General features: G+C 49.7%; 23 protein-coding genes. 10 read left to right on the top strand and 13 right to left on the bottom strand.

All coding sequences use genetic code 11. The annotated features are described in order from the left end of the window. Window positions 1-1056: 1056 nt before the first annotated feature. Entirely contained in the window at window positions 1057-1563 is a 507-nt protein-coding gene (locus tag E5987_RS10575; protein WP_160336052.1) for a hypothetical protein, read from the top strand. Between the two features lie 303 nt (window positions 1564-1866). Next, entirely contained in the window at window positions 1867-3228 is a 1362-nt protein-coding gene (locus tag E5987_RS10570; RefSeq protein WP_160336051.1) for a DEAD/DEAH box helicase, read from the top strand. A gap of 3 nt (window positions 3229-3231) precedes the next feature. Here the strand turns inward: E5987_RS10570 and gluQRS are convergent, their stop codons facing one another. The 4 genes from gluQRS to yjgA form a co-directional block, all read right to left on the bottom strand. Further along, window positions 3232-4101: a tRNA glutamyl-Q(34) synthetase GluQRS gene (gene gluQRS, locus E5987_RS10565; RefSeq protein WP_160336050.1), complete on the bottom strand. Its 870-nt coding sequence runs from the start codon at window positions 4099-4101 to the stop codon at window positions 3232-3234. Window positions 4102-4142: 41 nt separating this feature from the next. Continuing rightward, a complete protein-coding gene (locus tag E5987_RS10560) occupies window positions 4143-5315 on the bottom strand; it encodes a mechanosensitive ion channel family protein (protein WP_160336049.1) in 1173 nt (390 codons plus the stop codon). 78 nt (window positions 5316-5393) lie between these two features. Further along, window positions 5394-6665, bottom strand: coding sequence for a molybdopterin adenylyltransferase (gene mog, locus E5987_RS10555; protein WP_160336048.1), 1272 nt, complete (start codon window positions 6663-6665; stop codon window positions 5394-5396). Further along, window positions 6658-7200 (bottom strand): ribosome biogenesis factor YjgA, encoded by a 543-nt coding sequence (yjgA, locus tag E5987_RS10550; protein ID WP_160336047.1) that lies wholly within the window; start codon window positions 7198-7200, stop codon window positions 6658-6660. The genes mog and yjgA overlap by 8 nt, the downstream gene beginning before the upstream one ends. A 71-nt stretch (window positions 7201-7271) precedes the next feature. Between yjgA and E5987_RS10545 the strand changes: the two genes are divergently transcribed. Together E5987_RS10545 and E5987_RS10540 are read left to right on the top strand one after the other, a co-directional pair. Continuing rightward, entirely contained in the window at window positions 7272-8621 is a 1350-nt protein-coding gene (locus E5987_RS10545) for a metallopeptidase TldD-related protein (protein WP_160336046.1), read from the top strand. A 9-nt stretch (window positions 8622-8630) separates the two neighbouring features. After that, a complete protein-coding gene (locus tag E5987_RS10540; protein WP_338143624.1) occupies window positions 8631-9695 on the top strand; it encodes a branched-chain amino acid aminotransferase in 1065 nt (354 codons plus the stop codon). A gap of 56 nt (window positions 9696-9751) precedes the next feature. Here the strand turns inward: E5987_RS10540 and ppa are convergent, their stop codons facing one another. The 3 genes from ppa to hemC are packed head-to-tail and all read right to left on the bottom strand — an operon-like array spanning window position 9752 to window position 12020. Further along, window positions 9752-10285: an inorganic diphosphatase gene (gene ppa / locus E5987_RS10535; protein ID WP_160336044.1), complete on the bottom strand. Its 534-nt coding sequence runs from the start codon at window positions 10283-10285 to the stop codon at window positions 9752-9754. 44 nt (window positions 10286-10329) lie between these two features. Next, window positions 10330-11088, bottom strand: coding sequence for a uroporphyrinogen-III synthase (locus E5987_RS10530; protein WP_160336043.1), 759 nt, complete (start codon window positions 11086-11088; stop codon window positions 10330-10332). Continuing rightward, window positions 11085-12020, bottom strand: a complete 936-nt coding sequence (gene hemC / locus E5987_RS10525; protein ID WP_160336042.1) for a hydroxymethylbilane synthase — start codon at window positions 12018-12020, stop codon at window positions 11085-11087. The genes E5987_RS10530 and hemC overlap by 4 nt, the downstream gene beginning before the upstream one ends. Before the next feature lie 158 nt (window positions 12021-12178). Here hemC and argH point away from each other — a divergent pair, with 158 nt between their 5' ends. The 3 genes from argH (at window position 12179) to E5987_RS10510 (ending at window position 15732) form a co-directional block, all read left to right on the top strand. Continuing rightward, window positions 12179-13609 carry an argininosuccinate lyase gene (gene argH / locus E5987_RS10520; protein ID WP_160336041.1) on the top strand — a complete coding sequence of 477 codons (1431 nt, stop codon included), beginning with the start codon at window positions 12179-12181 and terminating at the stop codon, window positions 13607-13609. Window positions 13610-13741: 132 nt separating this feature from the next. Next, window positions 13742-15358, top strand: coding sequence for an NAD+ synthase (locus tag E5987_RS10515; RefSeq protein ID WP_160336040.1), 1617 nt, complete (start codon window positions 13742-13744; stop codon window positions 15356-15358). 35 nt (window positions 15359-15393) lie between these two features. After that, window positions 15394-15732, top strand: a complete 339-nt coding sequence (locus E5987_RS10510) for a P-II family nitrogen regulator (RefSeq protein ID WP_160336039.1) — start codon at window positions 15394-15396, stop codon at window positions 15730-15732. A 32-nt stretch (window positions 15733-15764) separates the two neighbouring features. Here E5987_RS10510 and E5987_RS10505 read toward each other — a convergent pair whose 3' ends face one another. Together E5987_RS10505 and trxB are read right to left on the bottom strand one after the other, a co-directional pair. Further along, window positions 15765-16415 (bottom strand): Smr/MutS family protein, encoded by a 651-nt coding sequence (locus E5987_RS10505; protein ID WP_160336038.1) that lies wholly within the window; start codon window positions 16413-16415, stop codon window positions 15765-15767. A 12-nt stretch (window positions 16416-16427) separates the two neighbouring features. After that, window positions 16428-17390 (bottom strand): thioredoxin-disulfide reductase, encoded by a 963-nt coding sequence (gene trxB, locus E5987_RS10500; RefSeq protein ID WP_160336037.1) that lies wholly within the window; start codon window positions 17388-17390, stop codon window positions 16428-16430. An 88-nt stretch (window positions 17391-17478) separates the two neighbouring features. Here trxB and E5987_RS10495 point away from each other — a divergent pair, with 88 nt between their 5' ends. After that, a complete protein-coding gene (locus E5987_RS10495) occupies window positions 17479-20007 on the top strand; it encodes a DNA translocase FtsK (RefSeq protein ID WP_160336036.1) in 2529 nt (842 codons plus the stop codon). Window positions 20008-20053: 46 nt separating this feature from the next. Here E5987_RS10495 and E5987_RS10490 read toward each other — a convergent pair whose 3' ends face one another. Next, window positions 20054-20728, bottom strand: coding sequence for an orotate phosphoribosyltransferase (locus E5987_RS10490; protein ID WP_160336035.1), 675 nt, complete (start codon window positions 20726-20728; stop codon window positions 20054-20056). An 8-nt stretch (window positions 20729-20736) separates the two neighbouring features. Beyond that, window positions 20737-21759, bottom strand: a complete 1023-nt coding sequence (locus tag E5987_RS10485; protein ID WP_160336034.1) for an amidohydrolase family protein — start codon at window positions 21757-21759, stop codon at window positions 20737-20739. Between the two features lie 403 nt (window positions 21760-22162). Between E5987_RS10485 and lolA the strand changes: the two genes are divergently transcribed. Further along, window positions 22163-22780, top strand: coding sequence for an outer membrane lipoprotein periplasmic chaperone LolA (gene lolA, locus E5987_RS10480; protein ID WP_160336033.1), 618 nt, complete (start codon window positions 22163-22165; stop codon window positions 22778-22780). Between the two features lie 199 nt (window positions 22781-22979). Continuing rightward, window positions 22980-23828 carry a metallophosphoesterase family protein gene (locus E5987_RS10475; protein WP_160336032.1) on the top strand — a complete coding sequence of 283 codons (849 nt, stop codon included), beginning with the start codon at window positions 22980-22982 and terminating at the stop codon, window positions 23826-23828. Here E5987_RS10475 and moeA read toward each other — a convergent pair. Together moeA and mobA are read right to left on the bottom strand one after the other, a co-directional pair. Then, window positions 23803-25020 carry a molybdopterin molybdotransferase MoeA gene (gene moeA, locus E5987_RS10470; protein ID WP_160336031.1) on the bottom strand — a complete coding sequence of 406 codons (1218 nt, stop codon included), beginning with the start codon at window positions 25018-25020 and terminating at the stop codon, window positions 23803-23805. The genes E5987_RS10475 and moeA overlap by 26 nt on opposite strands. Before the next feature lies 1 nt (window position 25021). Next, on the bottom strand, window positions 25022-25639 hold the full coding sequence (gene mobA, locus E5987_RS10465) for a molybdenum cofactor guanylyltransferase MobA (RefSeq protein WP_160336030.1): 618 nt from the start codon (window positions 25637-25639) through the stop codon (window positions 25022-25024). Between the last annotated feature and the right edge of the window lie 403 nt (window positions 25640-26042).

Below are 26042 nucleotides of genomic sequence, written 5' to 3'. Positions count from 1 at the left end.
CATATTTGTAGGGTGATTGGTTTCTTTCATAGGTTATAATTATCGCCTATGAAGTTAAAGAAGTCCATCCATGCATTACTCAAAAGGGGTATAAAATCAATTGGTTAAATTGAAGATGAGACTATTTGTAAAAATAGCTCCTAGAATTTTGGGAATTCAGGATCCAACGATGGCTAACCGGTAGGCTGAGTCGAAAAGCCGTTAATATCCTGAAGATCAAAGATCCTGCTTTCGCTAACTGTAATGACAGCTTTCTGGGAGGCTGTCATTGTGTATTTGAGATGAGCATCAGGAACGAAAAGGCTCTGCAGCTATTTCTTTTGCGACTCAATAAATTGACTCCAGGAAAGAAAGCTTCTGGAGACTATGTTATCCCGAGGATCCGGATTTTCTTCCGGATCAGACCGATTCCGCACATATTGATAAAACAGGAAGCATGTTCCAAGGATGCCTGCGAAGAGAGAAGCAAGACAGAAATAACTGATAAAAGGATGTATTTCAAAAACCTCAGTTAAAGAGAGCCAATGAACAACGTCGGCACTAAGAAAATATAAAAGGATAAGGCTTATAAGGATGACGAAGCACATTAATCCGAAGAGGATAGCTGCTGCAATCATCCAAGGGTTAAAGACTATCATTCCGATCAATAAAAACGGAAGCGAGCATATGACGATATAAATGCGCAGCGCCTCTAATAAAAAGCTTTTCAACTTTCCTAAAAAATTCTTCATATTGCCCCTATATGCATTGATTATATGTGCTGCCTCCTGAGTTTGAAAGATCTTTTTCGACGTTCTTTTGCGGTACCGTTAATCGTTTTTAACCACATAAATAGCCCTTAGAAAAGCAGTCCCGACAGTAAAGACGTCAGCTATGCAGAGTTAAATATTCAGCCTGTAAGAAACGAGTTCTCCGATCATATTCAGACAGAGGTCCGAGCTTCGACCTAGGTTTTTTACACGAAAAATACCATCTTCCGTATGCGTTAAAAATATGTAATATATGAAGTAGAGAATTCGATGCGGTCGACAACATGAGTAGTAGGAGGGAAAGTAAATGGCATATTCAGAATTTAAGTTTGATCCGAAGTTCCTTCAGGAACAGATTGACTCGGCAAAAGCAGCTCTGAAGGATCAGACGGGACGCGAGGACTTCGTAGCGCACGCTTGCGAAGTAATTAAGGATCGTTTACTCAAGAACAATGACGAATATCTTTCTTACGGTCCTTATTGGTGGGCACTAAAGAAAATATTGCTCGTAAACGGCCTTAAGGAACTCGGAAATACGATGGATGAACCTTTGTCTAAGGAGTACTGCGGCGAATCCGATGAAGCAACAATCATGGCGGCCGAATGCTTCAGAGAAGATTACTTCACAATTTTTTTTGAGGGGAACAATTTATTCGATCTTGATCCTGAAGCAGAATCGCAATATCTTCTAGCCGATCCGGACTGCCAGACGCTTAAATACCGCAGAAGATTCTCATCCCTGGGCCTCAGTGAGGAAGAAGAAAGGGAATGGGAGCAGATGGCCGCATTCTTTGGGTATGACTACATGAACTGATCGTCCTATCTTTTCAGGATAAGCCGTCTTCCCGGGCGGCTGATTGCTGTTTATGCTGAACGGAGAAATCACGGCATTTTCTCAGTTTGCCTATTGCGCTGGATGTTTAAATGCGTGAGTGTCGGATGCTTCCTGACGAGTGATAAAAAGCACCGGCGGTCAGTATCCATTTAACAGCGCACTGCGGATCAGTCAGAATTTGTAAGCTTTTCAATGTTCCCAAGAAAGGAATAACCTAGATACGATTTACGAGAGCCGTACTTCATAGGTTGTACAATTCCTTTTTTATTGAAAAAAATATCAATGTCTGATTGTCAAGACTTTTTACAATTCGGTTTGGATCCTCGTCTGCTCCAGGCGATCCAAGAAATGGGCTATGAGAAACCAACACCGATCCAATGCAAAGCAATCCCTTTGGTGCTTGAAGGTAAGGACATGCTTGCCGCGGCTCAGACGGGAACCGGTAAAACTGCCGGCTTCGGTCTTCCGGCACTTCAAAATATCCTGAAAGATGCAAATACCAGCATGTCGCCTGCGCGGCATCCTGTGCGCATTCTTGTCCTCTCGCCGACTCGAGAACTTGCAGACCAAACAGCAGAGGCGCTTTCCAACTTTGCCGCCAAGACTCCGCTGCGTGTCGGTGTCGTCTACGGCGGTGTCGATATCAAGCCGCAGATTGAACAGGTGCGAAAGGGCGTGGAAGTTTTAATCGCGACACCGGGACGCCTGCTTGATCACTTGGAACAGAAAAGTACCAACCTCAATCAGGTCAGTATTGTCGTGCTCGATGAGGCCGACAGAATGCTCGATATGGGATTTCTGCCGGATATCTCGCGCATCCTGAACAAATTGCCGAAAAAACGCCAAAATCTGCTGTTCTCGGCGACTTTCTCACTGGAAATTAAAAAATTAGCCGGGAACTTCCTTGTTGACCCGGTCCTGGTTACTGTTGCGCAGAGAAATACAACGGCTTCGACGATTACCCAGGAAGTCTATAAGGTTCAGGAAACTCAAAAACGCGACGCCTTGATCGATTTGCTCGAAAGCCGCGCACTTGACGCAAACGGAAATCCTCTGCAGACAATCGTTTTTGTCAATTCAAAACTGACGGCCAGACGCCTTTCTAAAAATCTTCAGGACTACGGGTTGAATGCCGACGCTATTCACGGAGATAAAACCCAGGACGAGCGCTTAAAGATCCTTGGCGACTTTAAGTCGGGCGCGCTTAATATTCTGGTTGCAACAGATGTTGCGGCACGAGGACTCGATATTGCAGAACTGCCGCTTGTGATCAATTTTGACGTGCCTTTTATTTCCGAGGATTATGTTCATCGAATCGGAAGAACAGGCCGGGCTGGACAAAAAGGTTTGGCGCAAATGCTCGTGACGCCGGCTGATTCACGCTCTTTCGAGGCAATTGAAAGAATGCTGAAGAAGAAATTCGATGTGAAGAGTCTGACGCCCGAAGCGCACAGAATCAAACGCAGAACCACCCGCAGCTATAGCTACGAGAAGCCGGAGGAACACTTGGATGCGTTCTTTACGCAGCCTTATGTTCCGTCAGATGCGAAAGAGAGTAAAGCCGCACAGGCGCCTCGTCTGCAGAGAAGCGAAAAGAACGGCCGGCCTCGCGCGGTCCTGCTCGGCGGCAGCGGCAGAAAATAAAGATCAGTATTTTTTACCGCTGAGATAACTGCGCCAGCGCTTCGTCGCTTCCGCATAAAACTCCGGCAGCGTGTCGAAATCAAAAGCCTCGAAGCCTAAATGCTTCCAGGCTTTTGCTGTTTCAGCTTCTAAATTTTCAGCGTCAACGGCTTTCGCGCCGTTCTGTTTTGAGAGCTTCTGCCCGTCCTCGTGTGTCACTAAGGGAATATGCATATACTCAGGGGTGCGTACTCCCAGCGCTCTCTGAAGAAGAATTTGACGCGGAGTGTTGTCCAGCAGGTCCTGCCCTCGAACAATATGGGTGACGCCCTGATACGCGTCATCAGTGACAACTGCAAGCTGATAGGCCCAAAGACCGTCCGCACGTTTGAGTACAATATCTCCGACCTCTCTTTCAACGTTCTGCATAAAAGTGCCGCAGAGCCTGTCCGTAAAGACAACAGGATGCGAACGAGTGAGAAAACGAAGCGCTCGCACCGGTTTCCCGTGCGTGCCGCCGCGGCATGTTCCGGGATAAACGCCTTTGGGAAGATTAAGCCTGAGATCCTGCTCTTCAATAGATTTGCGTGAGCATGCGCATCCGTATACAAGCCCTTTTTTCTGCAGCTCTGCCAGACGCTTCTCATAAGCGTCGTTTCTGTCGGATTGAAAAAGAATCGGTCCGTCACTGTGAACCTGAAGCTTTTCCATGAGCTCCAGCTGCTGCTGAGCGCAGTGCTCCGGCTCCCTGGCAGGATCGATGTCTTCAATACGAATCAGCCAGCGGCCGTAATGCGCTTTAGCGTCTAAGTAACTGGCAAGAAGACACGCCAAGCTTCCCGCATGAAGCGGGCCTGTGGGCGAGGGTGCAAAACGTCCGACGTAATCAGCCAAGAATGTCACCTATCTGTTGAATTTATAACATTCTAACGATCTTACTTCTTCTTAAAGAAAAATCCTCCGGAAGATTCCTCGTCTTCGTCGTCTGACTCCTTCTCTTCAGATTCGCCTTCTTCCTTCGGTTTAGAGGCGTTCTCAATAGAAGTCTGCGGATAACCGATAATGGAGGCGGCCGCTGCGAGAGAAATCGTCGGAGCGCCGATGGCTTTTGCCGATGCGTTCGGATCGGCCGGCGGAATTTTTGATGATGCGGCCGGGGCCTGAAGATTTGCAGGGACCGTCGAAGTGCTTCCGGAAACCTGAGCAGAGAATCCGACCGGCGTCGGAGTCGGTGAAACGGTCACGCCGTAAGACGGTCCCGGCATTACGATGCCGTTTGCGACGCAGGCGTCATTAATCGCATTGAGAAAAGCGGCTTCTAATCGATAAGGTTCCATCAGTTCAACCGGATCCACCCAAACCACTAGCTCCACATTAATGCCGAAGTTACCGAATCCGGTGATGCCGCATTCAACTTCGTGAAGTTCATCGGGCTTAATGCAGTAAGGGACACTGACCGCGGCTTTTTCAATAATCTCTTTGACTTTCCTGAAATCAATGCCGTAGGGTATGGAGAACGGGAAAATCTTGCGGACGCCGCGTCGGTCCATGGTGTAATTCGTGAACGATTTATTAATCAGAGAGGCATTCGGAATAATGATGTCCTCTCCGGTCGGCGTGACGATGCGCGTTGCGCGAATCGTAATCATGGTGACCCTGCCGACTTTGCCGTCCGGCGTGCCGATAATGTCGCCTAAACTGACTGCGCGCTCAGAGATAAGAATTAGACCCGCGACTGAGTTGTTCACAATCGTCTGCAGTCCGAAGCCGATACCAACAGAGAGGGCTGAAACTAAAATCGCTAAGTGCGTAATCGGCAGACCGATCATCGATAAACCGATCAGAATGCCGATACCGATGATGGACCAGTGAACGAAACGGGCCAGCATCGACAAAGATTCCGGACGGACGGAACCGTGACGATTGCCGATACGCTTAATACTGCTCTCGCTAATCTTGCCGAGCCAGTAGGCGACGAGAAAAACAAGCACAAATTCGAGAATGTCGAAAGTGCTGATCTCTGATCCGCCAATCGTAAATAGGGTCATCTCGAGCGGCTTGAGAATAGTTTCCGAGCCGGTGATTATTTTGTCCGTGAGATCTGTCATTAGCGCCTCTTATCTTCGACTTGTCAATATAGAGGCAAAAAAAGGCGCCATGCGGCGCCTACCCCTCAAATTAGGATGTTACGGATTGCCGTTCAGGCATCTTTCCAGGAAATCGGAAAGGTCCTGAACCTCTTCCAAACACATGTTGTGTTCAATGCCCGGATAGCCTTTAGACCAGAGATCCGTCGCGCCAAGTTTGCGAAGCTCGTTAATGGATATCTCGGTAAAGGGCGGCGGAACAATATTGTCCTGCTTGCCGTAGCCGACAAAAATCGGAGAGAGAATGCCGTCGCCGACATGCTCCGCATCGTAGCGGCTCATCAGCGGAAGATAACAGCTGATGCCGATAATCCCACCGATCGGACGCGTCATCTTCAGAGCAGAGAAAAGGGCCATGCATCCGCCCTGAGAAAAACCGCCTAAAAAGATTCTGGAGCGATCAATTCCTTTAGTCTCTTCCTGAGCAATCAGTCGCCCAATGATTTTCCAGGTCTCAAGCAGGCCGGCTTCATCTTCTTTGTCGATGTTGTCCAGGCTGAATAAATCAAACCATCCCTTCATCGGATAGCCGTTATTCATCGAAATGGGACGAACAGGAGCGCTCGGGAGAATAAAACGAGTCTGTTCCATCGGAGCGCCGCACGCGATCAGCTCCTCTCTGAAGTGCGCGAAGTCACTGCTGTCGGCGCCTAAGCCGTGAAGCATGATGAAAGCGGAGTCCGCTTTGCCTTCAGCCGGTTCAATGACTTGCTTTTCAATGATTTCAGGCAGTTCGGCTGATTTTGGTCTGAACACTTTGACGATCTCGGGACGTGTCTCTATCGAGGGGCCTCCGATAAGTTCAATGCAGTAGGGAATCGCGGCAAAAATTCCGTGAATCCCCTTGGACGGGAGCCCCTGCAGGGTTTCAGCGATCGCTTTAGGCTGACCGGGCAGGTTGAGGATCAGCGCGGCATGATCCTCGATCTCTCTCAAAACGCCGACCTGACGGGAAAGAATCGCGGTCGGAACAAAAGCGAGAGAAACAGCGCGCATCTGTTCTCCAAAACCCGGCATAACGCGTGTCGCAACGGCAAGCGTCGCTTCAGGCGTCACGTCTCTGCGGGAAGGACCGGTGCCTCCGGTGGTCAGAATTAAGTCGCATCCGTCTTCGTCACAGAGACGCTTAAGTGTCGCTTCGATCAGCGGCTGCTCATCAGGGATTAAAGCGCTGACAGTTTCATAGTCGGACAGCAGCGCCTGCTTCAGCCAGTCTTCCAGCGCCGGGATCCCTTTGTCTCGATAGGTTCCTTCGGAAGCTCGATCTGAAATAGAAACTAAGCCGATTTTTGTTTTGCGATTCTTACTCATCTTTTTCCTCTTCAGCCGCTTCAAGTGAGATCGGCGGCAGAACCAGCGCATAAATCAATTTGTACAGCGCCCTGGCACTCTTGGGCGGTTTGCTGCCCTGAGCTTCTTTTCTTGCGTTGCGGATCAGCTGGCGTACTTCCTGAACATCCGCTTCGGGAAACTGCTCGATAAATTTAGTCAGCGCATCGTCTTCGGCGATCAGCGCGTCACGAAGCCTTTCGCTCTTATGCAGCGCCGAGACCGCGGCTCGATCATTCCCGGTGGCGCGATCGATCGCGACACGGACCGCATCGGCGTCAAGCTGTCGCATAAGTTTTCCGATCAGCTGCAGCTGGCGTCGTTTCGCGCCGAAAGATCTCAGTCTGCGGAATTCTTCAATTTCTTTGACAATGTTATCCGGCAGATCAATCTTGGCAAGAGTTTCCGCGCCAAGTTCCGTCAGTTCTTTTCCGAGCGCCTGCAGATGCTCCGCTCTTCTTTTAAGCTCGCTTTTACTCGGGCCGTAGTCCTCTTCTTCTAAGTCGCTTGTTGTCATGACAATTCATTCTGTGTTGGTCAACTAGCGCTATCATAAACTCAGAAACTAATAATAGAGAGTACATAACGATGGGAACTCCCACAATAAGTAGCGCTGAAGAAATGAAGGCGCTTGTTTCTCACGCATTGGAGACGGCTCTGAAACTTGGCGCCTCTTCCGCGGCCGCCGAAGTCAGCGATGAAAAGGGCCGCTGCGTCACAGTGAGAAACTTTGATACGGAATCAATTGAGTACACAAGAGACCGAAGCTTTTCTATTTGCGTCTACATCGGCAAATCCAGAGCGTCAGCCTCCAGCGGAGATCTCTCGCCGAAATCAATCGAAAATACAATCCGAGCGGCGGTTGATATGGCTCGCTATACCGCGGAGGACAAAGACGCGGGACTGCCGCCTGCGGACCGTCTGTGTTTAAAGCCGAGAAATCTGAACCTTTGCCACCCTTGGGATATTTCGGTGGAAGAAATGACGGATATCGCCGTTAGGGCTGAGCGCGCAGGCCGTGATTACAGCCCGCAGATCGTGAATTCAGACGGCGCCGGGATCAACTCTTCAGTCGGCAGTTTTGTGTTCGGAAATACAGAAGGATTCCTTGCGGGTTATCCGTTCAGTAATCACTCAATAGACGTTTCACTGGTGGCGCGTGATAAAAACGGCATGCAGAACGGTTCGTGGTATTCCCTGGGTACGAGCCCGCATGATCTTTTATCACCGGAAGAAATGGGACAAATCGCGGCGCGCCGCGCGGTAAGCGCGCTTTCTCCGCGTTCTCTGAAGACTCAAAAATGTCCGGTTATCTTTGAGGCGCCTGCGGCTCGCTCTTTGTTCCGATGTTTTACTCGGGCTGTCTCCGGAGCAATGCTCTATAGGGATATGAGCTTTTTGAAAAATGCGCTCGACACGAAAGTGTTCTCTGACAAGCTGACGATTGTGGAAAATCCTTTTGTTCCCGGCGCGTACGGCTCGGCCCCGTTTGATGACGAGGGCGTGCTTCCTTCGGAAAGACTTATTGTCGATCAGGGCATATTAAGAGGGCTGTTCCTTTCAACCTACACCGCGCGTAAGCTTGGTATGGAAACGACCGGCAACGCCGGCGGCCCATTTAATCTCTTCTTCCGAAACCGCGATGAAGCGAGTGAGCCGACACTTGTCTCTCTGCTTCATAGAATGGATCGGGGACTGCTCATCACGGAAACAATGGGGCAGGGTATTAATTTAACGACGGGAGACTACTCTCAGGGCGCTTCGGGCTTCTGGGTGGAAAACGGAGAAATCTGCTACCCCGTCGAAAACATTACGGTCGCGGGAAACCTTCGGGATATGTTCCTCGGGTTTGACGCGATGGCTGAAGATTATGATCTTAACGGCGTGGTTCGGTGCGGTTCCACTCTTCTAGCGGAAATGACCGTAGCAGGCAGTTAAAAAAGTAATATAGAAGTTATTGATAGTGAGTTATCAAGGAGAAGTCACAACATGAAAAAAGATATCGATTGGAGCAAGCTTGGATTCGGATACACACCGACAGATTTTCGTTTCCAGGCTGAGTGGAAAGACGGCAAATGGTCCGAAGGCAAGCTGATTTCGGACCCGAATATTGAGCTTTCAGAAGCCGCCTGCGTTTTCCATTACGCTCAGTGCTGTTTCGAAGGTCTGAAGGCATATGAAACCGTTGACGGCCACATCGTTACATTCCGCCCTGATCAAAACGCAGAACGCATGCAGCACAGTGCAGCGCGCCTGGAAATGCCTGAATTCCCGAAAGAGCTGTTTGTAAAGGCGGTTGAAGAAGTGGTTCGTGCTAACGCCGATTGGGTTCCTCCGTACGGTACCGGAGCTACGCTTTATATTCGCCCCGTCATGATCGGCTCCGGCCCTCAGATTGGCGTTGCTCCGGCCAACGAATTTATTTTCAGAATTTTTGTTATGCCGGTTGGCGCGTACTTCAAAGGCGCGATTAAGCCTCTGAAGCTCACTATTCCTGAATTTGACCGCGCGGCGCCGCGCGGAACGGGGGACATTAAGGCAGGCCTCAACTATGCGATGAGTTTGCACCCGACCATGGAGGCCCATCGCATGGGCTATGCGGAAAACATTTACCTTGACCCGGCCACTCGTACTTACATTGAAGAAACAGGCGGCGCGAACCTGCTGTTTGTGGATAAAGAAGGAACGATTGTTGTTCCTAAGTCTGACTCTATTCTTCCTTCGATTACACGCCGCTCACTCGTTGAGGTCGCCCGCGATATTCTCGGTATGAAGGTAGAAGAAAGAAAAGTTCGTCTTGACGAGCTGAAAGACATGCAGGAAGGCGCGCTCTGCGGCACAGCTGCGGTACTCGCTCCGATCGGCATGATCAATACTCCTGACGGCGATATTTATCTTCCTTCCGGTATGGAAAAAATGGGACCGGTCTGCACAAAACTGAGAGAAACTCTGACCGGCATCCAGATGGGTACGGTCAAAGGTCCTGAAGGCTGGATCTATAAGATCAAATAAGTCATAAGGCAAAAAAATCCCGGGAAAAAACTCTCGGGATTTTTTTGCGCTAAACATTATTCAGCTTTTTTGTAGGCTTCTACACCGTCCATAATCACTTTGCAGGCTTCTTCAGGACCTGTCCATCCGGAAACCTTGGCCCACTTGCCTTTTTCCAGATCTTTGTAGTGTTCAAAGAAGTGACGGATCTGAGCCAGAAGATCTTCAGGTACATCTTCAATGGTGTTGACCTTGTTGTATCTCGGAGTCAGCTTCTGAACCGGAACAGCCAGCATCTTCATGTCACCGCCGCTTTCGTCTTCCATCAGCAGCATGCCGAGCGGACGGCAGCGAATGACGGAACCGGCAAGAAGAGGGAACGGAGTGATAACGCAGACGTCAACCGGGTCTCCGTCATCGCCGAGTGTCTGAGGAATGAAACCGTAGTTGGCGGGATAACGCATGGAGGTACCGATAAAACGGTCAACCAGAAGCGCGCCGCTTTCTTTGTCTACTTCATATTTGACAGGATCGCTCTGCGCGGGGATTTCAATGACGCAGTTGAAGTCATGCGGAAGATCGCGCCCCGCACTAATTTTTGACATATCCATATTTAACTCTCGACTCGATGGAAAATAAAAGTTTAATTTTAGTATTACTCAGAGCTCCGTGCCAAACGACAGAGTTCATGGATTAAGTTCGGATCGTGTGAATCAATCAGTGAGACGCGCGGGAAACCGAGTTCATGCAGCCGTTCTGCAATACGCGGATGAATCGTCAGAACAGCGGCGTCTTTGATAGATTCACGCATGGATTCGCATACGTTTTCTAAAAGAATATCTGCGGAGTCCGAACTTGTTAAATACACCGCGGCAGGAGGAGTCTGCTCAAGCTGTGCTTTTTCTTCCTCAGACGCCTTGAAAGGGATGCGCCGGTAGATGACTTCTTTGCGGACATCCACGCCGGCTTTTTGAAGCTCTTCAAAGAGGAACTCTCGGCCCGTCTGTCCTCGCAGAATGATCGCTTTCTTGGGAAGACCGAGCGCCTTCAGTTCGTCAAAAAGCAGCTCTGATCCGCTCTGCAGTGATGTTCCCTTCGGGAAAATCGCGCGCTTGGTGTTCGGCCAATACTTTTGAATGAGCTCGGCACTCGGGGCGCCGACCGCGGCAAAATGCGTGCTGTCCGGAAAATCAGGAACGATCTCAGAAAGGCAGCGAACCGCGGCGGGACTGACAACAATCAGAAGCGCTCCGTCTCGAGCTTCCTGCACAAGCTTCTCAATATCCGCCTGACTGCGCTTTGCACTGCGAAAGGAGAAGGCGGGCCAAAAAAAGACAGGCATGCCGCCTTTGGCAGCCGCTTCCGCTGCCGCCTTTCCCTCACGCCCGGGCTTCATGACCAGAATGGATTTCATGCCGGATTCAGCACTTCGCGAAGCAGACGTTCAGCGCCTTTTTCCTTCAGATCGCGAACGATGACTTCGGCGTTGTTCTCCGGCGTGTCGGCCGCAGCCGTGAGCTCGGAATAAACAAACTCACCGGTCATGTGGTTGCCCACGAGTGCGCGAAGAAACATCTGACCGTCCTCAATGGTGGCGTAAGCTGCAAGGGGAACCTGACAGGAACCGCCGAATGCGCAGGAAACCGCGCGTTCAGCTCTCGTGCATAAACGTGTTTCTTCGTCGTTCAGAGTGCTCAGATACTGCAGCGTGACTTCGTCTCCTTCCACCGCTTCAATGCCGATCGCGCCTTGTCCGGGCGCCGGAAGAGAAACTTCAGGCGGAATAAGAGAGCGGATTCTTTCGCTGAGCCCAAGACGCTTGAGGCCGGCGCTTGCCATAACGAGCCCGTCGTATAAGCCGGCGTCCAGCTTGGAAAGACGTGTGCCGACATTGCCTCTGATCATTTCGACCTTGAGGTGCGGGAATCGAGCTTTCAGCATCAGTTCGCGTCTGAGACTCGCGGTTCCGACAACGGAACCCGCCGGCATGTCTTCCAGACGCTCATATTTCTGTGAGACAAAGCAGTCGCGTGGGTCTTCTCGTTTCATGACAGCGGCAAGCACAAAAGGTTTGAGCAGCGTCATCGGAACGTCTTTCAGACTGTGAACCGCAAACTGGGCTTTGCCCTCGAGCATCGCGGCTTCCAGTTCTTTAACAAAAAGTCCTTTGCCGCCGACTTTGGACAAAGTGACGTCTAGAATTTTGTCGCCTTTGGTTGTGATACCGAGAATTTCTACGTCAAGTTCCGGGAATTTTTCTTTCAGGACGGACTGAACGTGTTTTGTCTGCCAAAGCGCAAGAGGACTCTCACGGCTGGCAATGATTAATTTGTTTTCCTGTGTCATTGTGACTGCATCAGAAGTTGAATAAATAACTTCGTTAGTGTAGCAACGGAATGTTACGCGCAGATTAGAAAAAACGTCGCCAAATTCTAGTCTTGGTTAAGATGCTCAGTCGGCGGATTCTATATAATATCTTCTTTTTTTAAATAGTTATTGTTGCTATGGCCCAAATTAATCACAACTCAGTACACGCCGATCCGCTTGCTTCTAAAAAGGAGGCTTGGAGCGGACGCTTTTCTGAGCCTATGGCCGAATTTGTTTTGCGTTACACGGCAAGTGTGAATTTTGACAAACGCATGGCCGAAGCAGATATTGCCGGTTCTGTCGCGCACGCTAAGATGCTCGCAAAGTGCGGGATCATCAGCCAATCCGACCTTAAAGATATTGAGCGCGGCATGCGCCAGATTCTTCAGGAAATCAAAACCGGACGCTTTGATTGGAAGCTTGAACTGGAAGATGTACACCTGAATATCGAGGCAAGACTCACTGAATTAGTCGGGGACGCGGGCAAGCGTCTTCATACCGGCCGCAGCCGAAACGACCAGGTTGCGGTGGATATTCGTTTATACCTGAGAAATGAAATTGATCAGATCGTGAAGTTGCTGACCCATCTTCAGGAGTCTCTGCTGCACGTGGCTGAAAAAAATGTCGACACGATCATGCCGGGCTACACGCATATGCAGGTTGCTCAGCCGGTTACGCTCGGTCACCACTTCCTTGCCTATGCGGAAATGTTTGAGAGAGACCGCGAACGTCTGCTCGACTGCCGCAAGCGCGTCAATCGTTCACCCCTGGGCGCAGCCGCGCTCGCGGGCACTACTTATCCGATCGACCGTGAATACACAGCGGAGCTCCTCGGTTTTGAAGGTGTAACGCAGAATTCACTGGATTCCGTCAGCGACCGTGATTTTGCAGTTGAGTTCTGCTCCTGCGCCTCTCTGATCATGGTGCACATTTCCCGTCTTTCTGAAGAGCTGATCTATTGGATGAATACCAATTTCGGCTACATCATGCTGCCGGACCGTTTTACAACCGGTTCATCCATCATGCCTCAGAAGAAGAATCCGGATGTTCCCGAGGCAGCTCGAGGCAAGTCCGGACGAGTTGTGGGACACCTGATGGGTCTGCTCATGCTGATGAAAGGTCAGCCGCTTGCCTATAACAAGGACAATCAGGAAGATAAAGAACCTCTCTTTGACACGATCGACACAGTCAAAGATACACTGAGAGCGTTCATCGAGATGATCCCCGGAATTGAAGTTCGTAAGGACCGCCTGAGAGAAGCGGTGATGCTCGGATTCCCGACAGCGACTGATTTTGCCGATTATCTTGTGCGCAAGGGACTGCCGTTCCGGGACGCGCATGAAGCAGTGGGCTGCGCAGTTCGCCTCGCCTCGGAAAAGGGCTGCGCGCTTCATGATCTTTCCTTGGAAGAACTGCGCGAGTTCTCGGACAAGGTCGGACCCGATGTGTATGAAAGTCTTACCCTTGAAGGCTCCGTCGCGGCGAGAAATCATACCGGAGGCACCGCTCCGATTCAGGTAATGCGTCAGGTACAGATTTGGAAAGACCGTCTGAAAAACCGCAGCTAAATTAAAAGTCAGCTGAACAAAGAGAGTCGGAATTAAAACGCCGGCTCTTTTTTTATGACGAGCTGAGCGTCTGAATCCGTTATCTGCGCACGCAATCTCTTATTATTAAAACGATACGTTTTGAGAAAGTTTATGTCTGAAAGAATCATTATCACACTGGCTCAGCTGAATCAGACAGCGGGCGATCTTCAGGGCAATACCGCACGAATTCTTGAGGCTGCCGGCAAAGCCGCTCAGAACTCGGATATTCTTCTGACGCCGGAATTGTCTGTCTGCGGATACCCGCCGGAAGATCTTCTGCTTATGGACAGCTTCATCCGCGACTGCGGTCTGAAACTTGAAGAAATCCGCACTGCTTCAGAAGCTTGGCCAAATCTGGCGATTCTTGTCGGCCATCCGAGCCGACGCGAAGGAAAACTCTACAACTGCGTCTCGGTCGTAAAAGGCGGAAAGATTCTTCTTTGTTACGAAAAAAAGGAACTTCCGAACTACGGTGTGTTTGATGAAGCTCGCTATTTCTCTCCCGGCGGTGAGCAAAAACAGGTCTTTCAGATAAAAGATACAGTGTTTGGCATTGCCGTCTGTGAGGATGTTTGGTTTGAAAACGCCTCCAAGGCCGCAAAAGCCCAAGGTGCGCAGATTCTTCTGATTCCAAACGCTTCACCTTATGAAGAAGGCAAACTGAATCAGCGGCTTGAGAAAATCAAAAACAATGTCATTGCGCTCGGGATGGATGCGGTATATGTCAATATGGCGGGCGCGCAGGATGAGATTGTCTTTGACGGAGCCTCATTTGCTTGTTCGCAGGAGGGCGTTCTCGCAAGACTTGCCTATTTTGGCGCAGCCCTCGGACAAGTTGCCGTAGAGAACGGCCGCGTAGTTAAAGGCGCTGTAGAGCCGCAGCCTGAAGCAGTGGAACTGCTTTATCGTGCTTTGGTGACGGGCTTCCGTGATTACGTGCAGAAAAATAAATTCAAAGGGATCGTCCTTGGACTTTCCGGCGGCGTGGATTCGGCGCTTGTTCTTAAGATCGCCGTTGATGCCGTGGGCGCGGACAATACGCTTGCCGTGATGATGCCGTCCGTCTACACCTCGAGTCTTAGCCGAAGAGACGCTCAGGCGCTGGCAGATCGCCTCGGCGTACGCTTTGAGACGATCTCGATTCAGGACGGCTACTCCGCTTTTGAATTTATGCTTGCGCGGCAGTTTCAGGGAAAACCGAAGGATGTGACGGAAGAAAATCTTCAGGCCAGAATCCGCGGCGTGATTCTGATGGCAATCTCCAATAAATTCAGCTCAATGGTGGCCACAACCGGAAACAAGAGTGAAATGGCGGTCGGCTACTCAACGCTGTACGGAGATTTAGCAGGCGGCTACGCTGTGCTCAAGGATGTTTATAAAACTCAGGTTTATGAAATATGCCGCTGGCTCAACCGCGCCCAAAACGTATTTCCGGAAACTATTCTGACGCGTCCTCCGACAGCCGAACTGCGGGAAAATCAGAAAGACCAGGACTCGCTTCCCGACTATGGTGTGCTCGACGGCATCCTCAAGCGTTTTATTGAGGAGCGTGAAGACGCACATCAGATAGTTAAAGCGGGCTATAAGCATGAAGACGTTCAGCGCGTTCTGACCATGCTTCAGAAAGCAGAGTACAAGCGCCGGCAGTCACCGATCGGACCGAAAGTGACAAAGGTAGCTTTCGGCAGGGATTGGCGGTTCCCGGTAACTGATAAATATAAGCTGTGAGAGTGTTAAACTCTCAAAAAAACGAAGGAGAGACCGTGAAACAGATCCTCGCAATTATTAAACCGTTCAAGCTTGATGAGGTGCGCGAAGCACTTGCTGAAATTGGTGTGCAGGGAATGACCGTAACCGAGGTAAAAGGTTTCGGCAGACAGAAAGGACACACGGAACTGTACCGTGGCGCTGAATATGTGGTGGATTTTCTGCCGAAGATGAAGATTGAGTGTGTTGTAGACGATTCTCTGGTCAATATGGCAGTGGAGGCGATTATGAAAGCCGCCAGAACCAACAAGATCGGAGACGGAAAGATCTTCGTGATGCCGGTTGAAGAAGTGATACGCATCCGTACAGGTGAAACCGGAAACTCAGCGGTTTAAAAAAAGTCCTCCGAAATTCGGAGGATTTTCTTTTAGAGAGGAGCGAGCAGAACGTACAGCGCTCCGGCTCCGCCGTCAAAGCTTGGCGCTTCGACAAAAGCGAGAACCTCTTTTTTCTGAATCAGCCATCCCGGGACTCTTTCCTTCAGTACGGGCTTCTTTTGGAAGGATCCAAAACCCTGTCCGTGGATAATACGGACAGCGCGATGACCTGCTTTCATTTGTTCCGTGATGAAAACAGAGAGAAGCGCCCTCGCTTCATCGGACGTATATCCGTGAAGATCGAGCGATCCCTTGATTGACCAGGTGCCGGCTCTGAGTTTTTTAGGAATATCGGGCGCCATGTTTTTGGCTCGGTATGAAAGCCTTTCGTCCGAATCCAAATATAGATCGGCATTGATATGGTCCGAAAGCGAATCCGTCAGAACAGCTTCGTTGTCAAGCTTAGTCTGACGGGGATAAGGATCCGGCTTCGCTTTTTCATGATGGACAACATCATTGTGAAGCTTAACGGGCTTAACGCCGAGCTTCTTCATGGCATTTTCAAACTCGTGAGCTTTGGCTTGGCGCTCTTTTTTCCTTTTCTCTTCTTCCGCTGCGGCCTTAGCGCGCTCTTCGGACTGAATTCGAAGCGTCTCCTTCAGTCCGAGCAGGGAAGCGAATGACTCTTTAGAACCGGCCATTTTCTCAGCTTCTTATGCGAGGTTATTGAGCTCGAGATATTCCTGGGCGTCCAGAGCGGCCATACAGCCTGTGGCGGCACTGGTGATCGCCTGACGATAAACCTGATCCTGAACGTCGCCGGCTGCGAAAACGCCGGGGATGTTTGTCGCCTGAGCGCTGCCGGAGGCAATGCCTTTAGTCACAATATAGCCGTTGTTCAGCTCGAGCTGACCTTCGAAGAGGTCGGTGTTGGGCTTATGGCCGATAGCGATAAAGACGCCCATGACAGGAATAGTTTCCTGTTCTCCGCTCTTGAGGTTGTTGATGCGGACAGCGTTGACACCGTTGTTGTCGCCGAGGATTTCATCAAGCGTGCAGTGCTCGTGCAGAACGATCTTGCCTTCAGCCGCGACAGCCTTAAGTTTGTCGACCATGATCGGTTCGGCTCTGTAGGTATCACGACGATGGATCATGTGAACCTTGCTGGCGATGCCGGAAAGATAAATCGCTTCCTTAATCGCAGAGTCTCCGCCGCCGACGATGGCAACTTCCTGGTTGCGGTAGAAGAAGCCGTCGCAGGTTGCGCAGGCGGAAACGCCTTTGCCCTTGAAGGTTTCTTCGCTCGGAATACCGAGATATTTAGCGCTGGCGCCGGTAGCGATAATCAGAGTATCGCAGGTGTAGGTACCGTTGTTGCCGACTAAACGAAGCGGCTTTTCCTGAAGATGCGCTTCAACGATTTCATCGAAAACAATCTTTGTCTCGAAACGTTCAGCGTGCTCAAGCATGCGGTTCATCAGTTCGGGACCCATAACACCTTTCGGGTCTCCGGGCCAGTTGTCTACTTCAGTAGTGGTTGTGAGCTGACCGCCTTGTTCCATTCCGGTAATGAGCGTCGGTTTGAGATTGGCGCGTGCTGCGTAAACAGCTGCAGTGTATCCGGCAGGACCGGAACCGAGGACCAAAACTTTAGAATGTTCAGTAATATTAGACATAAAATACCGTCCGAATAAATTAAAAAATGCTCGACGATTATAGTAGAGCGAGGTTATATTTCTATAAATCAGATACCTTCAGCACACAATGAGTAACACAATCGAGACTATGTTTTTGGCAAGAAGATCGCCCGCGACAGCTTCTTCCGGTCCGGAATTCAACGGCATCAGCAAACTTTGGGGCTTTATTCTTTGCGTGTGTATGACGGCCGGATTTATCGCGCTGTCTTTAATCCTGTGGACGCATAACAGCAGCGATCCCGGTTTTTCGCGCTTTACATCCGAGCAGGAAGTTTCCAATATTTTCGGTACGGCGGGCGCCTGGATTTCTGATCTGATTTATCTGCTGTTTGGCTGGGGTGTATGGATTTTTGCGGCCGGAGCGCTCTTTTTTCTGATTCGCGGAATAAAGCGTATCAGAGGGCGCTCTGTGACGACGACAATCTATCCGATGGGTTTTCGGATTTTCGCTTTCGTGTTGCTGCTTCTGTCGGCCTGCGCGCTCTTTTTCCTGCGGTTTCATTCTTACTCAGGAGAACTGCCGGGGACGACCGGCGGCGTACTTGGCAGCGCGATCGGATCCGAGATGCTTTACTGGATGAACCACACGGTGGCGACAGTACTTCTTTTGATTATTGCGCTTTACAGCGCATCGGTTTTCCTCGGTTTTTCCTGGATCGGTCTGTGTGAAGGTATCGGCCGTGTACTGGAAAATATCGGCAGCCGCATTATGGCGATCCGCCAGACTAAAGAGGATATTGCTGCGGGTAAAGCCTCTATTGAAGAAAGAGAGAAGATGCTTCAGGACAATCATGCTCCGCATGAGCAGCATGTCGAGCCTGCGATCAAGGAGCAGGAGGTTGTCACCGAAAGCGAAATCTTCGGTCCGAAGCCTGAGGATAAGGTTGTCGGCATTCATGAATTCGAGCCGATTGATTTTAAGCCCGATCCGACATTTATAGCCCGCAGAGAGCCTCAGGCAGCTCCGGAGGCCCCGCAGCCCCCGCAGGCTCCCCAGGCGAGTCCGACCGCTGAAGAAACGGATGATATTCCGGTTGAACAGAGCGAAACAGTCGGATTAAGCGGCAAAATGCCCGAGGAAGCACCATTCGTCGAAACTGTTCATGAATATGAACTTCCGAGTGCGAATCTACTGACCGAGCCGCCGTTTGAGAAAACGACGGTCAGTCAGGATGAGCTGCGGCTTACCTCTCAGCGAATTGAACATATTCTTCAGAACTATAAGATCACCGCTAAAGTGCTTTCAGCGCTTCCCGGACCGATCATTACACGATTTAAAGTACAGCCGGGGGTGGGCGTTAAATCCAAGAAATTTGTTGAGGTCGCAAAGGATTTGGCTCGCGGTTTAGGACAGCCGAATGTGCGAGTGGTTGAGAATTTAAGGGAGATTGACTGCATCGGGCTGGAAGTCCCAAATTCAGGCCAGTCTGTTCAAACGATTTATCTTAAAGAAATCATTAACAGTCTGGTTTTTAAACAGAGCACTTCTCCTCTGACGCTTGCGTTAGGCAAGAATGTTGCAGGAGAGCCGGTTGTCATTGATTTAGCCAAAGCGCCCCACCTTTTAGTGGCCGGTACAACGGGTTCCGGTAAATCCGTTGGCGTGAACGCGATGATTTTGTCCATGCTGTATAAAAACAACCCGGACGATCTGAAGCTTATCCTGATTGACCCGAAAGAGGTCGAATTCGGAATGTATGAGGATATTCCTCACCTGCTGACTCCGGTGATTACCGATATGTCTGAAGCGGCTCATGCGCTTAACTGGTGTGTTCGCGAAATGGACCGCCGCTATAAGATGCTGCGCATGGCAGGTGTACGCAACTTTGACGCGTACAACGAGAAGATTGCAGAAAGTGCCGCGCAGGGCATCACTCTGATGAACAAGATGGTTGAGCCTCCTGTTCCGTTGGAAAAGATGCCTTATATCATCATTATCGTTGACGAGTATTCGGATCTCTTAATGATGTACGGCAAGGAGGTTGAAAACAAGATTACTCGTCTTACTCAGAAGGCGAGAGCCGCGGGCATGCATGTCATTCTGGCCACTCAGAGGCCGAGTACTGACGTTGTGACTGCCGTGATTAAGGCGAACTGCCCGTCGCGTATTAGTTTCCAGGTTTCGAACCGCTATGACTCGATGACGATCCTCAACACTCCGGGTGCGGAAGAGCTGCTGGGAAGAGGCGACATGTTCTACATGCGGCCGAGCAAACCGCTTCAGCGCATTCACGGCGCGTATGTGACGGATGAGGAAATTAACAACGTGACGAACTATCTTCGTTCTCAAGGTACGCCTTGCTATGTTGAAGGCGTGACGAACGCTGCGGAAGAGGAAGCGGTGGAAGAAGCAGAAAGCGTAAGCACGGGCGGAGCTGCCAGAGGTGAGGATAACGCTTTGTATGATCGGGCCGTAGATTTGGTGATTTCAGAGAATCGGCCTTCGATTTCGTATATTCAGCGTCGCCTCAGCATTGGTTATAACCGTGCGGCCAATCTCATCGAGCAGATGGAGAAGGAGGGCATCGTTTCAGCGCCGACTCAAAACGGCAAGCGGCAAGTGCTTGCGCAGAAAACTCCGTCGTTTGAAGACTAAAGAAAGGCCGCCCTCGGGCGGCCTTTGAACTGCAGGGGAAAAGCAATTAGTTTTCAGTTGACTGTGCGAGCAGTCCGCGCTGCGAAGCCCAGCTCCAAGGCGTATCCAGCCAGCTTTCGATATCTTCCTTTTCTTTCTCTGAGATTAACTCCATACTGACAGCTTTCTCGACGATCGCTGCAAAAGGAAGGAGTTGGAAAGCCTGAATACCGTTCTTGTCAAAGAGTTTGGCGGTTTCAGGCATATCAAAGTTTGTGATCGCAAAACAGTGCGTTACGATCGCGCCCTGCTCACGAAGTGCTTTGGCGGCGTCAAGCAGAGACAAGCCTGTAGAAAGATGGTCTTCGATGATCAGCACGCGTTTTCCTTTTACGTTTTCGCCATCGATACGCGTTTTATCGCCGTAGCTTTTAGCAACCTTTCTGACAGTGATAAACGGAACAGAAAGACGGTATGCGAGCGCGCCTCCATGTGCGGTTCCCGCATCTTCAACGCCGGCGATCATATCAAACGGCATCTTTAATTCGACGATGCGGGAGGCCATGGTTTCGATGATATCCCGCCAGGCTTCCGGATAGGAAGGAAGTGTGCGGTTATCGACGTAAATTGGCGTTACAAGGCCTGAGCGAAGGCGCATCGGCTTATCTTTAAGAAAGACAATTGCATTATGGGACAGCAGATGTTCAGCCATAATGTCTTGAGCAAGAAACGAAGTAGGCATAGGAGTGATTAAATCTGGATAGTGAAATCGGTATTGGGAAGGTCCGGAAGTCCGAGGACTTTTCTGCCGTTGACTGAGCCGATTCGCGCAAGGCGCTCCATCTCATCATAGCGGCAGCCGGTTGCCAGGGTTGTGAGTTCGTGCCACATATCTCCGTTGTTCCAGGGAACCATCGCATCGCAGACATTATCAGTGCCGAGCGCGACAGTAATTCCGGCCGGATCAAGTTCGTCTACAGGCGTCATGGAGTTATGCGCCGGTCCGATCAGCTCCGAGCGAGGCGTATCAATCCAAGCGGTCGGGCAGGCGATCATCATCACGTTGGCTTTTTTCATCAGATCATAGAGACGCTGACGGTATTGTCTGGAGTGAGCAGCGATTGAGATACCGTGGATCGCGACAACTCGGCCTTCCATTCCGTGCTCAATTGTCTTGCGGCAAAGTTCTTCTGTCTCGTATTCCAGAGATTGGTTGAACTGGTCGACGTGGGCGTGGACCATTTTGCCAAGCGCTTTAGCGGTACCGAGAATGATGTCAAAAGCTTCGGATCCTTTTCCGTAATCATTTTCGTCACGTTTGGGAAGAGCTCCGATGATATCGACCATCTGAGAGCCGATATCAAACCATTCACGGGCGACCGGATCGATAACACCTTTGAGCGTCTGGTTTGCGAATTTAACAATCAGCTGATCCGCATAATGTTCTCTGGCGCGGATGCCTGCCTTAATCGCACGGTCTTTGCTTTGCGGATCGATATCCACAAAAGTTCCGACCGCTGTGACGCCCTGAGAGATCATTAACTCGAAGAATTGGCAAAAGCGTCTGTAGAAATCTTCCTCTGTTGATTCGGATTTAAGTCTGTCAAGAGCGTCCCATTTCTGCTGCAGAGTACAGGTTTTTCTCATCTGCAGTACGTCCGGACTTAATGTAAATGACCGATCTGCGTGCGCGTGGGTGTTGACCCATCCGCCGTTTCTTTTAATCACAGGCTCAATCATTGAGCGGATTGTGAGAGGAGCTTCTAAATTCATTATTTTGTCCTATAAAAAAACGGCACTTCTAAAAGAAATGCCGTCTGGGAATTCCGCATATTAAAAGAAAAAGAGATGCCGGGCACACGAAGAGCCCTCAAACAATTGAAGGTTTTACCTTCACGCAGTTTGAATGTTGAAATTTGCATGTTGCGAAGGATAGCAAAAATCTTTGTGGTTTCGTGTGCTCTGAAGCAGAACTCGAAACAAAAAAATACTTTTTATCTCAAGATGAAGTTTTTTTCTGCTGACGCGATTTATAGCATTGCTAGAATCATTCGGAAGCATCTTGTTTCCCGATGAATTTAATTTCGGCTGAGGCTTTTTAGAAGCGAAGTCAGTGCCTGTTTTTTACTTAGGAACCTTAAACGACGGATAACCGCATAAGGTTAGACGGAAAGATATGAAGAAACTACTTGTGTTTTTATACTGCTGCGGTGCAATGAATTCTATTGCCTGCGCAGCCGATGCGTCCGTATTAAAAAATTTTCTCGCATCGCAGTCTGTGTCAGGAGTTTTTTCTCAACAGACGGTTGACAAACAGGGTAAAGCGACGGAAGAGCCGTCGCAGGGCGACTTTAAATTTCAGAAGCCCGGTAAGTTTAATTGGGTTTACCAGACCCCGTACGAGCAGGTCATGGTATGTGACGGCAAAGAGCTCTTTGTTTGGGATAAAGATTTGAACCAAGTTACCGTTCGTAATGCTAAGGGAGCCATACCTCAGAGCCCTGCGTCGATTCTCTTCGGTCAGGATTCATTAGACAGGGACTGGGACATCACTCAGCTGCCCGATAAAGACGGACTGACGTTATTTAAGTTGGTGCCGAAGAAAAAAGATGCCAGTGTGAAGGAAGTGATATTCGGATTTAAGGGTGAAAATCCTGAGCTTTTGCAGGTTAACGGGTTGATGGGAGAAAAAACGACGCTTCAATTTAAGGACGTAAAAACAAATGAGCGTATTGCGCCCTCTGTTTTCTCTTTTGTTCCGCCTAAAGGTGCTGACGTTCTCAAGGTCAAATAGGTCTTCTGTTAATGAAGAGACTATAGATATTAGCTAAATAGTGTTATTCTCTTGGGTACATAGATATACGGGCAGCACTATTGAGAATCAATAAGTAAAACAGCGGTGCTGATTGAAATGACGAAGAGAATAAGTTTTATTCATTCGGTGAGAAACCGGATGAACTCTGTTCCTCGCGAATTATTCGAGAGGAGCATGAATGAGTAAGATATTTTTGTGCGGGGACCCTCACGGCGAGTTTTCGCACATATTGAGCGCGATCGATCAATGGCATCCGGATGCGGTGCTGATCCTCGGCGATCTCACGCCGCCTCAGTCGCTGGATGTGATTTTCAAATCTGTCCGTGATACCAAGACAAAGATTTACTGGATTCCGGGCAATCACGATACGGATACCGATCTTATTTACGATCGGCTTTGGCGTTCGTCTTTTGCCAGAAACAATCTCCACGGCCGTGTACAGGATATTTGCGGCGTAAAGGTTGCGGGTCTGGGCGGTGTTTTCCGCGGTCAAATTTGGATGCCTCCGAATCTTCCTTTGTTCTCTTCGCCGAGTCTGTTTATCCGCAAGATAGGAAAAAGCGGCATGTGGCGCGGCGGACTGCCTCGCAGACACCGCTCTACAATTTTTTATTCCGTTTATGAAAAGCTGAGAGAGTGTAAGGCGGATATTCTTATTACGCACGAAGCTCCTTCTATGCATGCCAAGGGCTTTGAAGCGATTGATGATTTAGCAATCAGTCTCGGCGCAAAAATGATTATTCACGCGCATCAGCATGAAAGTCGATGCTATCTTCCCCAGAAGGGGCTAAAGTGCCGTGGTATTGGGCTTAGAGGGATTATTGATCTTGAGGGAAATATTATTGTTCCCGCACAAGTTGATCCCAGGGAGCTTCAGGAAAAAATTCAGAAGCAGGTGAAATTACCGTTCCCCGGTGTTCGTCGAACACCAGCTTCGAAGTTCCGTCGGCTCACCAAGAATCGTTTCGGACGACTGCAGAGACGCGAGTGGTCTCCGGTATCTAAGAATAAAGGCCGTAAAAGCTGACAACCCTCAGTAGGTCTCCTTCATGAACCGCTCCCTGCTGTTCCGGAAGGAAGATGAAGCAATTAGCGTCTACCATTGAGCGCATGGCGCCGGTTTTTTGAGAACCTGCGGGTATTACGCAGATACGGCCGTTTCTTACTTCTAAGACGCCTCGTTGGAATTCTGTGTATCCCGGTTTTTTCTTAAGATTGTCTGCCCCAGCGTAGGCGAGACTCATTTTAAGTGTTGGATTAATTTCTCCGGAGAGTCTGCGAAGCGCTAAAGAGACAATGGCGTGGAATGTCACTTGAGCGGCGGTTGGGTTCCCCGGCAGACCGAAGAAGTATGCATTTCTGACTTTGCCGATAGCCAGAGGTTTACCGGGTTTAATTAAGCATTTCCAGTCTACTAATTCTCCGTTTGACAGGACTACATCACGAGTGAAATCTGCCTCACCGACGGAGACACCGCCGGACGTAATGATAGCGTCGCAGAGAACTGCTGCCTGAAGCACTCCGTCTTTAATTTTTTGCTCATTGTCCGGGAAGCGGCCGAAATCGACGGGTTCAAATCCGGCTTCCTCGATCATTGCCTTAATGCAGTAGCGATTGGAATCGTAAATTTTTCCTTCGCTTATTGTTTCTTCTACACCGATCAATTCATCACCGGTGGAGAAGAAACCAACTTTGAGTTTGCGATAAACGACGACCTCTTTCACGCCGACTGCGGCAAGAAAGTTCATATGTGCAGAGCGAAGCTTAATGCCGGCTTTAAGACAGACAGAGCCTTGCTGAACTTCTTCGCCGCAGAAGCGTACGTTTTCATTTTTGCGCACGCCCGCGGGGAAAGTAACTAATGAACCCTCCGAGGTTACGATTTCCTGTTTGACGACAGTATCAGCCCCTTCGGGAACCTCAGCACCTGTCATAATACGAATGCATTCTCCCGGGCGAAGCTTTCCTTCATAAGGATGGCCTGCGAAGGCGCTGCCGACGCACGTCAACGTGAAGCTTTCGGGCTGAATATTCTCGGAACCAAAGGCCCAACCGTCCATTGCTGAATTATTAAAGCGAGGCAGATCCAGATTTGAGATCAGGTTTTCGGCGAGAACAAAGCCAAGCGCATCGGAAAGTTTGCGAATTTCTGTCTCCGCAGCCGGTCTTACATAACTGCTCAGAAAAGCAAGGGTGTCTTCATAAGATTTCACGTTCATATCAATTCTCAATACTGTCTTTAGATGTCTGTTTCATTTCTGCCTGACGGAGTTCTTCTATTGTATTCAGATTAATAAATGAATCGTCTTCGGTTTCAATTGGGACTTCGACGGCATCAACAGAGTTCAGAAACCGAAAAACACTGCGCTTCTCAGCGTCAAGATACGCAGTGAGTTCAGGCAGTACCGACGAGTGAAGCAGGCAGTGAAGCGGTTCAGCTTTCCCATTGTGGCAAGGGTAGGCTGCTGTTCTTCCGAGCGTTATCGCGTTGTTCAGCAAAGAAGGAACAAGATTATCCGGGATGTAAGGTGTATCAACAGGACAGCAAAAAAGCCATTCAATATTCGGCGCGCGGGTCAGAACGGTTTCAATGCCGGCAAGAGGGCCGAGGAAGTCATATCGAATGTCAGGAAAAACAGGAAAAGGAAAGCGCAGAGCATACTCATCCGCGTACGAGTTGGCGCTGATGTATATATCTGAAGTTTGATGCTTCAAGGAGCTCAGTACGTGCTCGGCAAGGACGGCGCCGTTAAGGGGCTGGAAGCCTTTATTAATTCGTCCCATTCTCTTAGCTTCACCGCCGGCAAGCAGAACAGCAGAAACTTTGCATTGAGGCACTGATCGCTCCTAACCACTGAATTACATTTGCTGATAATACAACGCCTGAGTGAGCGGAAATATGGCGCGAGGTTCGAGTGAGATTTCGGGGGCCTCAGCTTGACGAACTCAAAAATATGTGTAGAATACACGCCTCATCGAACAACGCCAAGCGCTGTTCGAGATGCAGAAACAAATTTTTACATTGAATTTTCCTGTTTCAGTTGACAAGAATTTTCAGTTCTGTAAAATAGCAATTCTTCGCTTGAGAAATCAAGCAAGTTCTTTAAAAATTTATCGACGACCGATAAGAGCGGGCGCTGAAGATTTAAGCGGATTTAGAAGATTGAATTCGCGAAGCAATTTTTAGCTCGCACTTATTGGATGAAGGAGTAGAAATACTCCGTCAAACACCAAGAGAGTG

It is taken from the genome of Parasutterella muris (genome assembly GCF_009767915.1).
In the GTDB taxonomy this organism is placed as follows: Bacteria; Pseudomonadota; Gammaproteobacteria; order Burkholderiales; family Burkholderiaceae_F; genus Parasutterella; species Parasutterella muris.
Note: the sequence above shows the minus strand (reverse complement) of the source record. Positions and strands in the feature narration are given on the sequence as shown.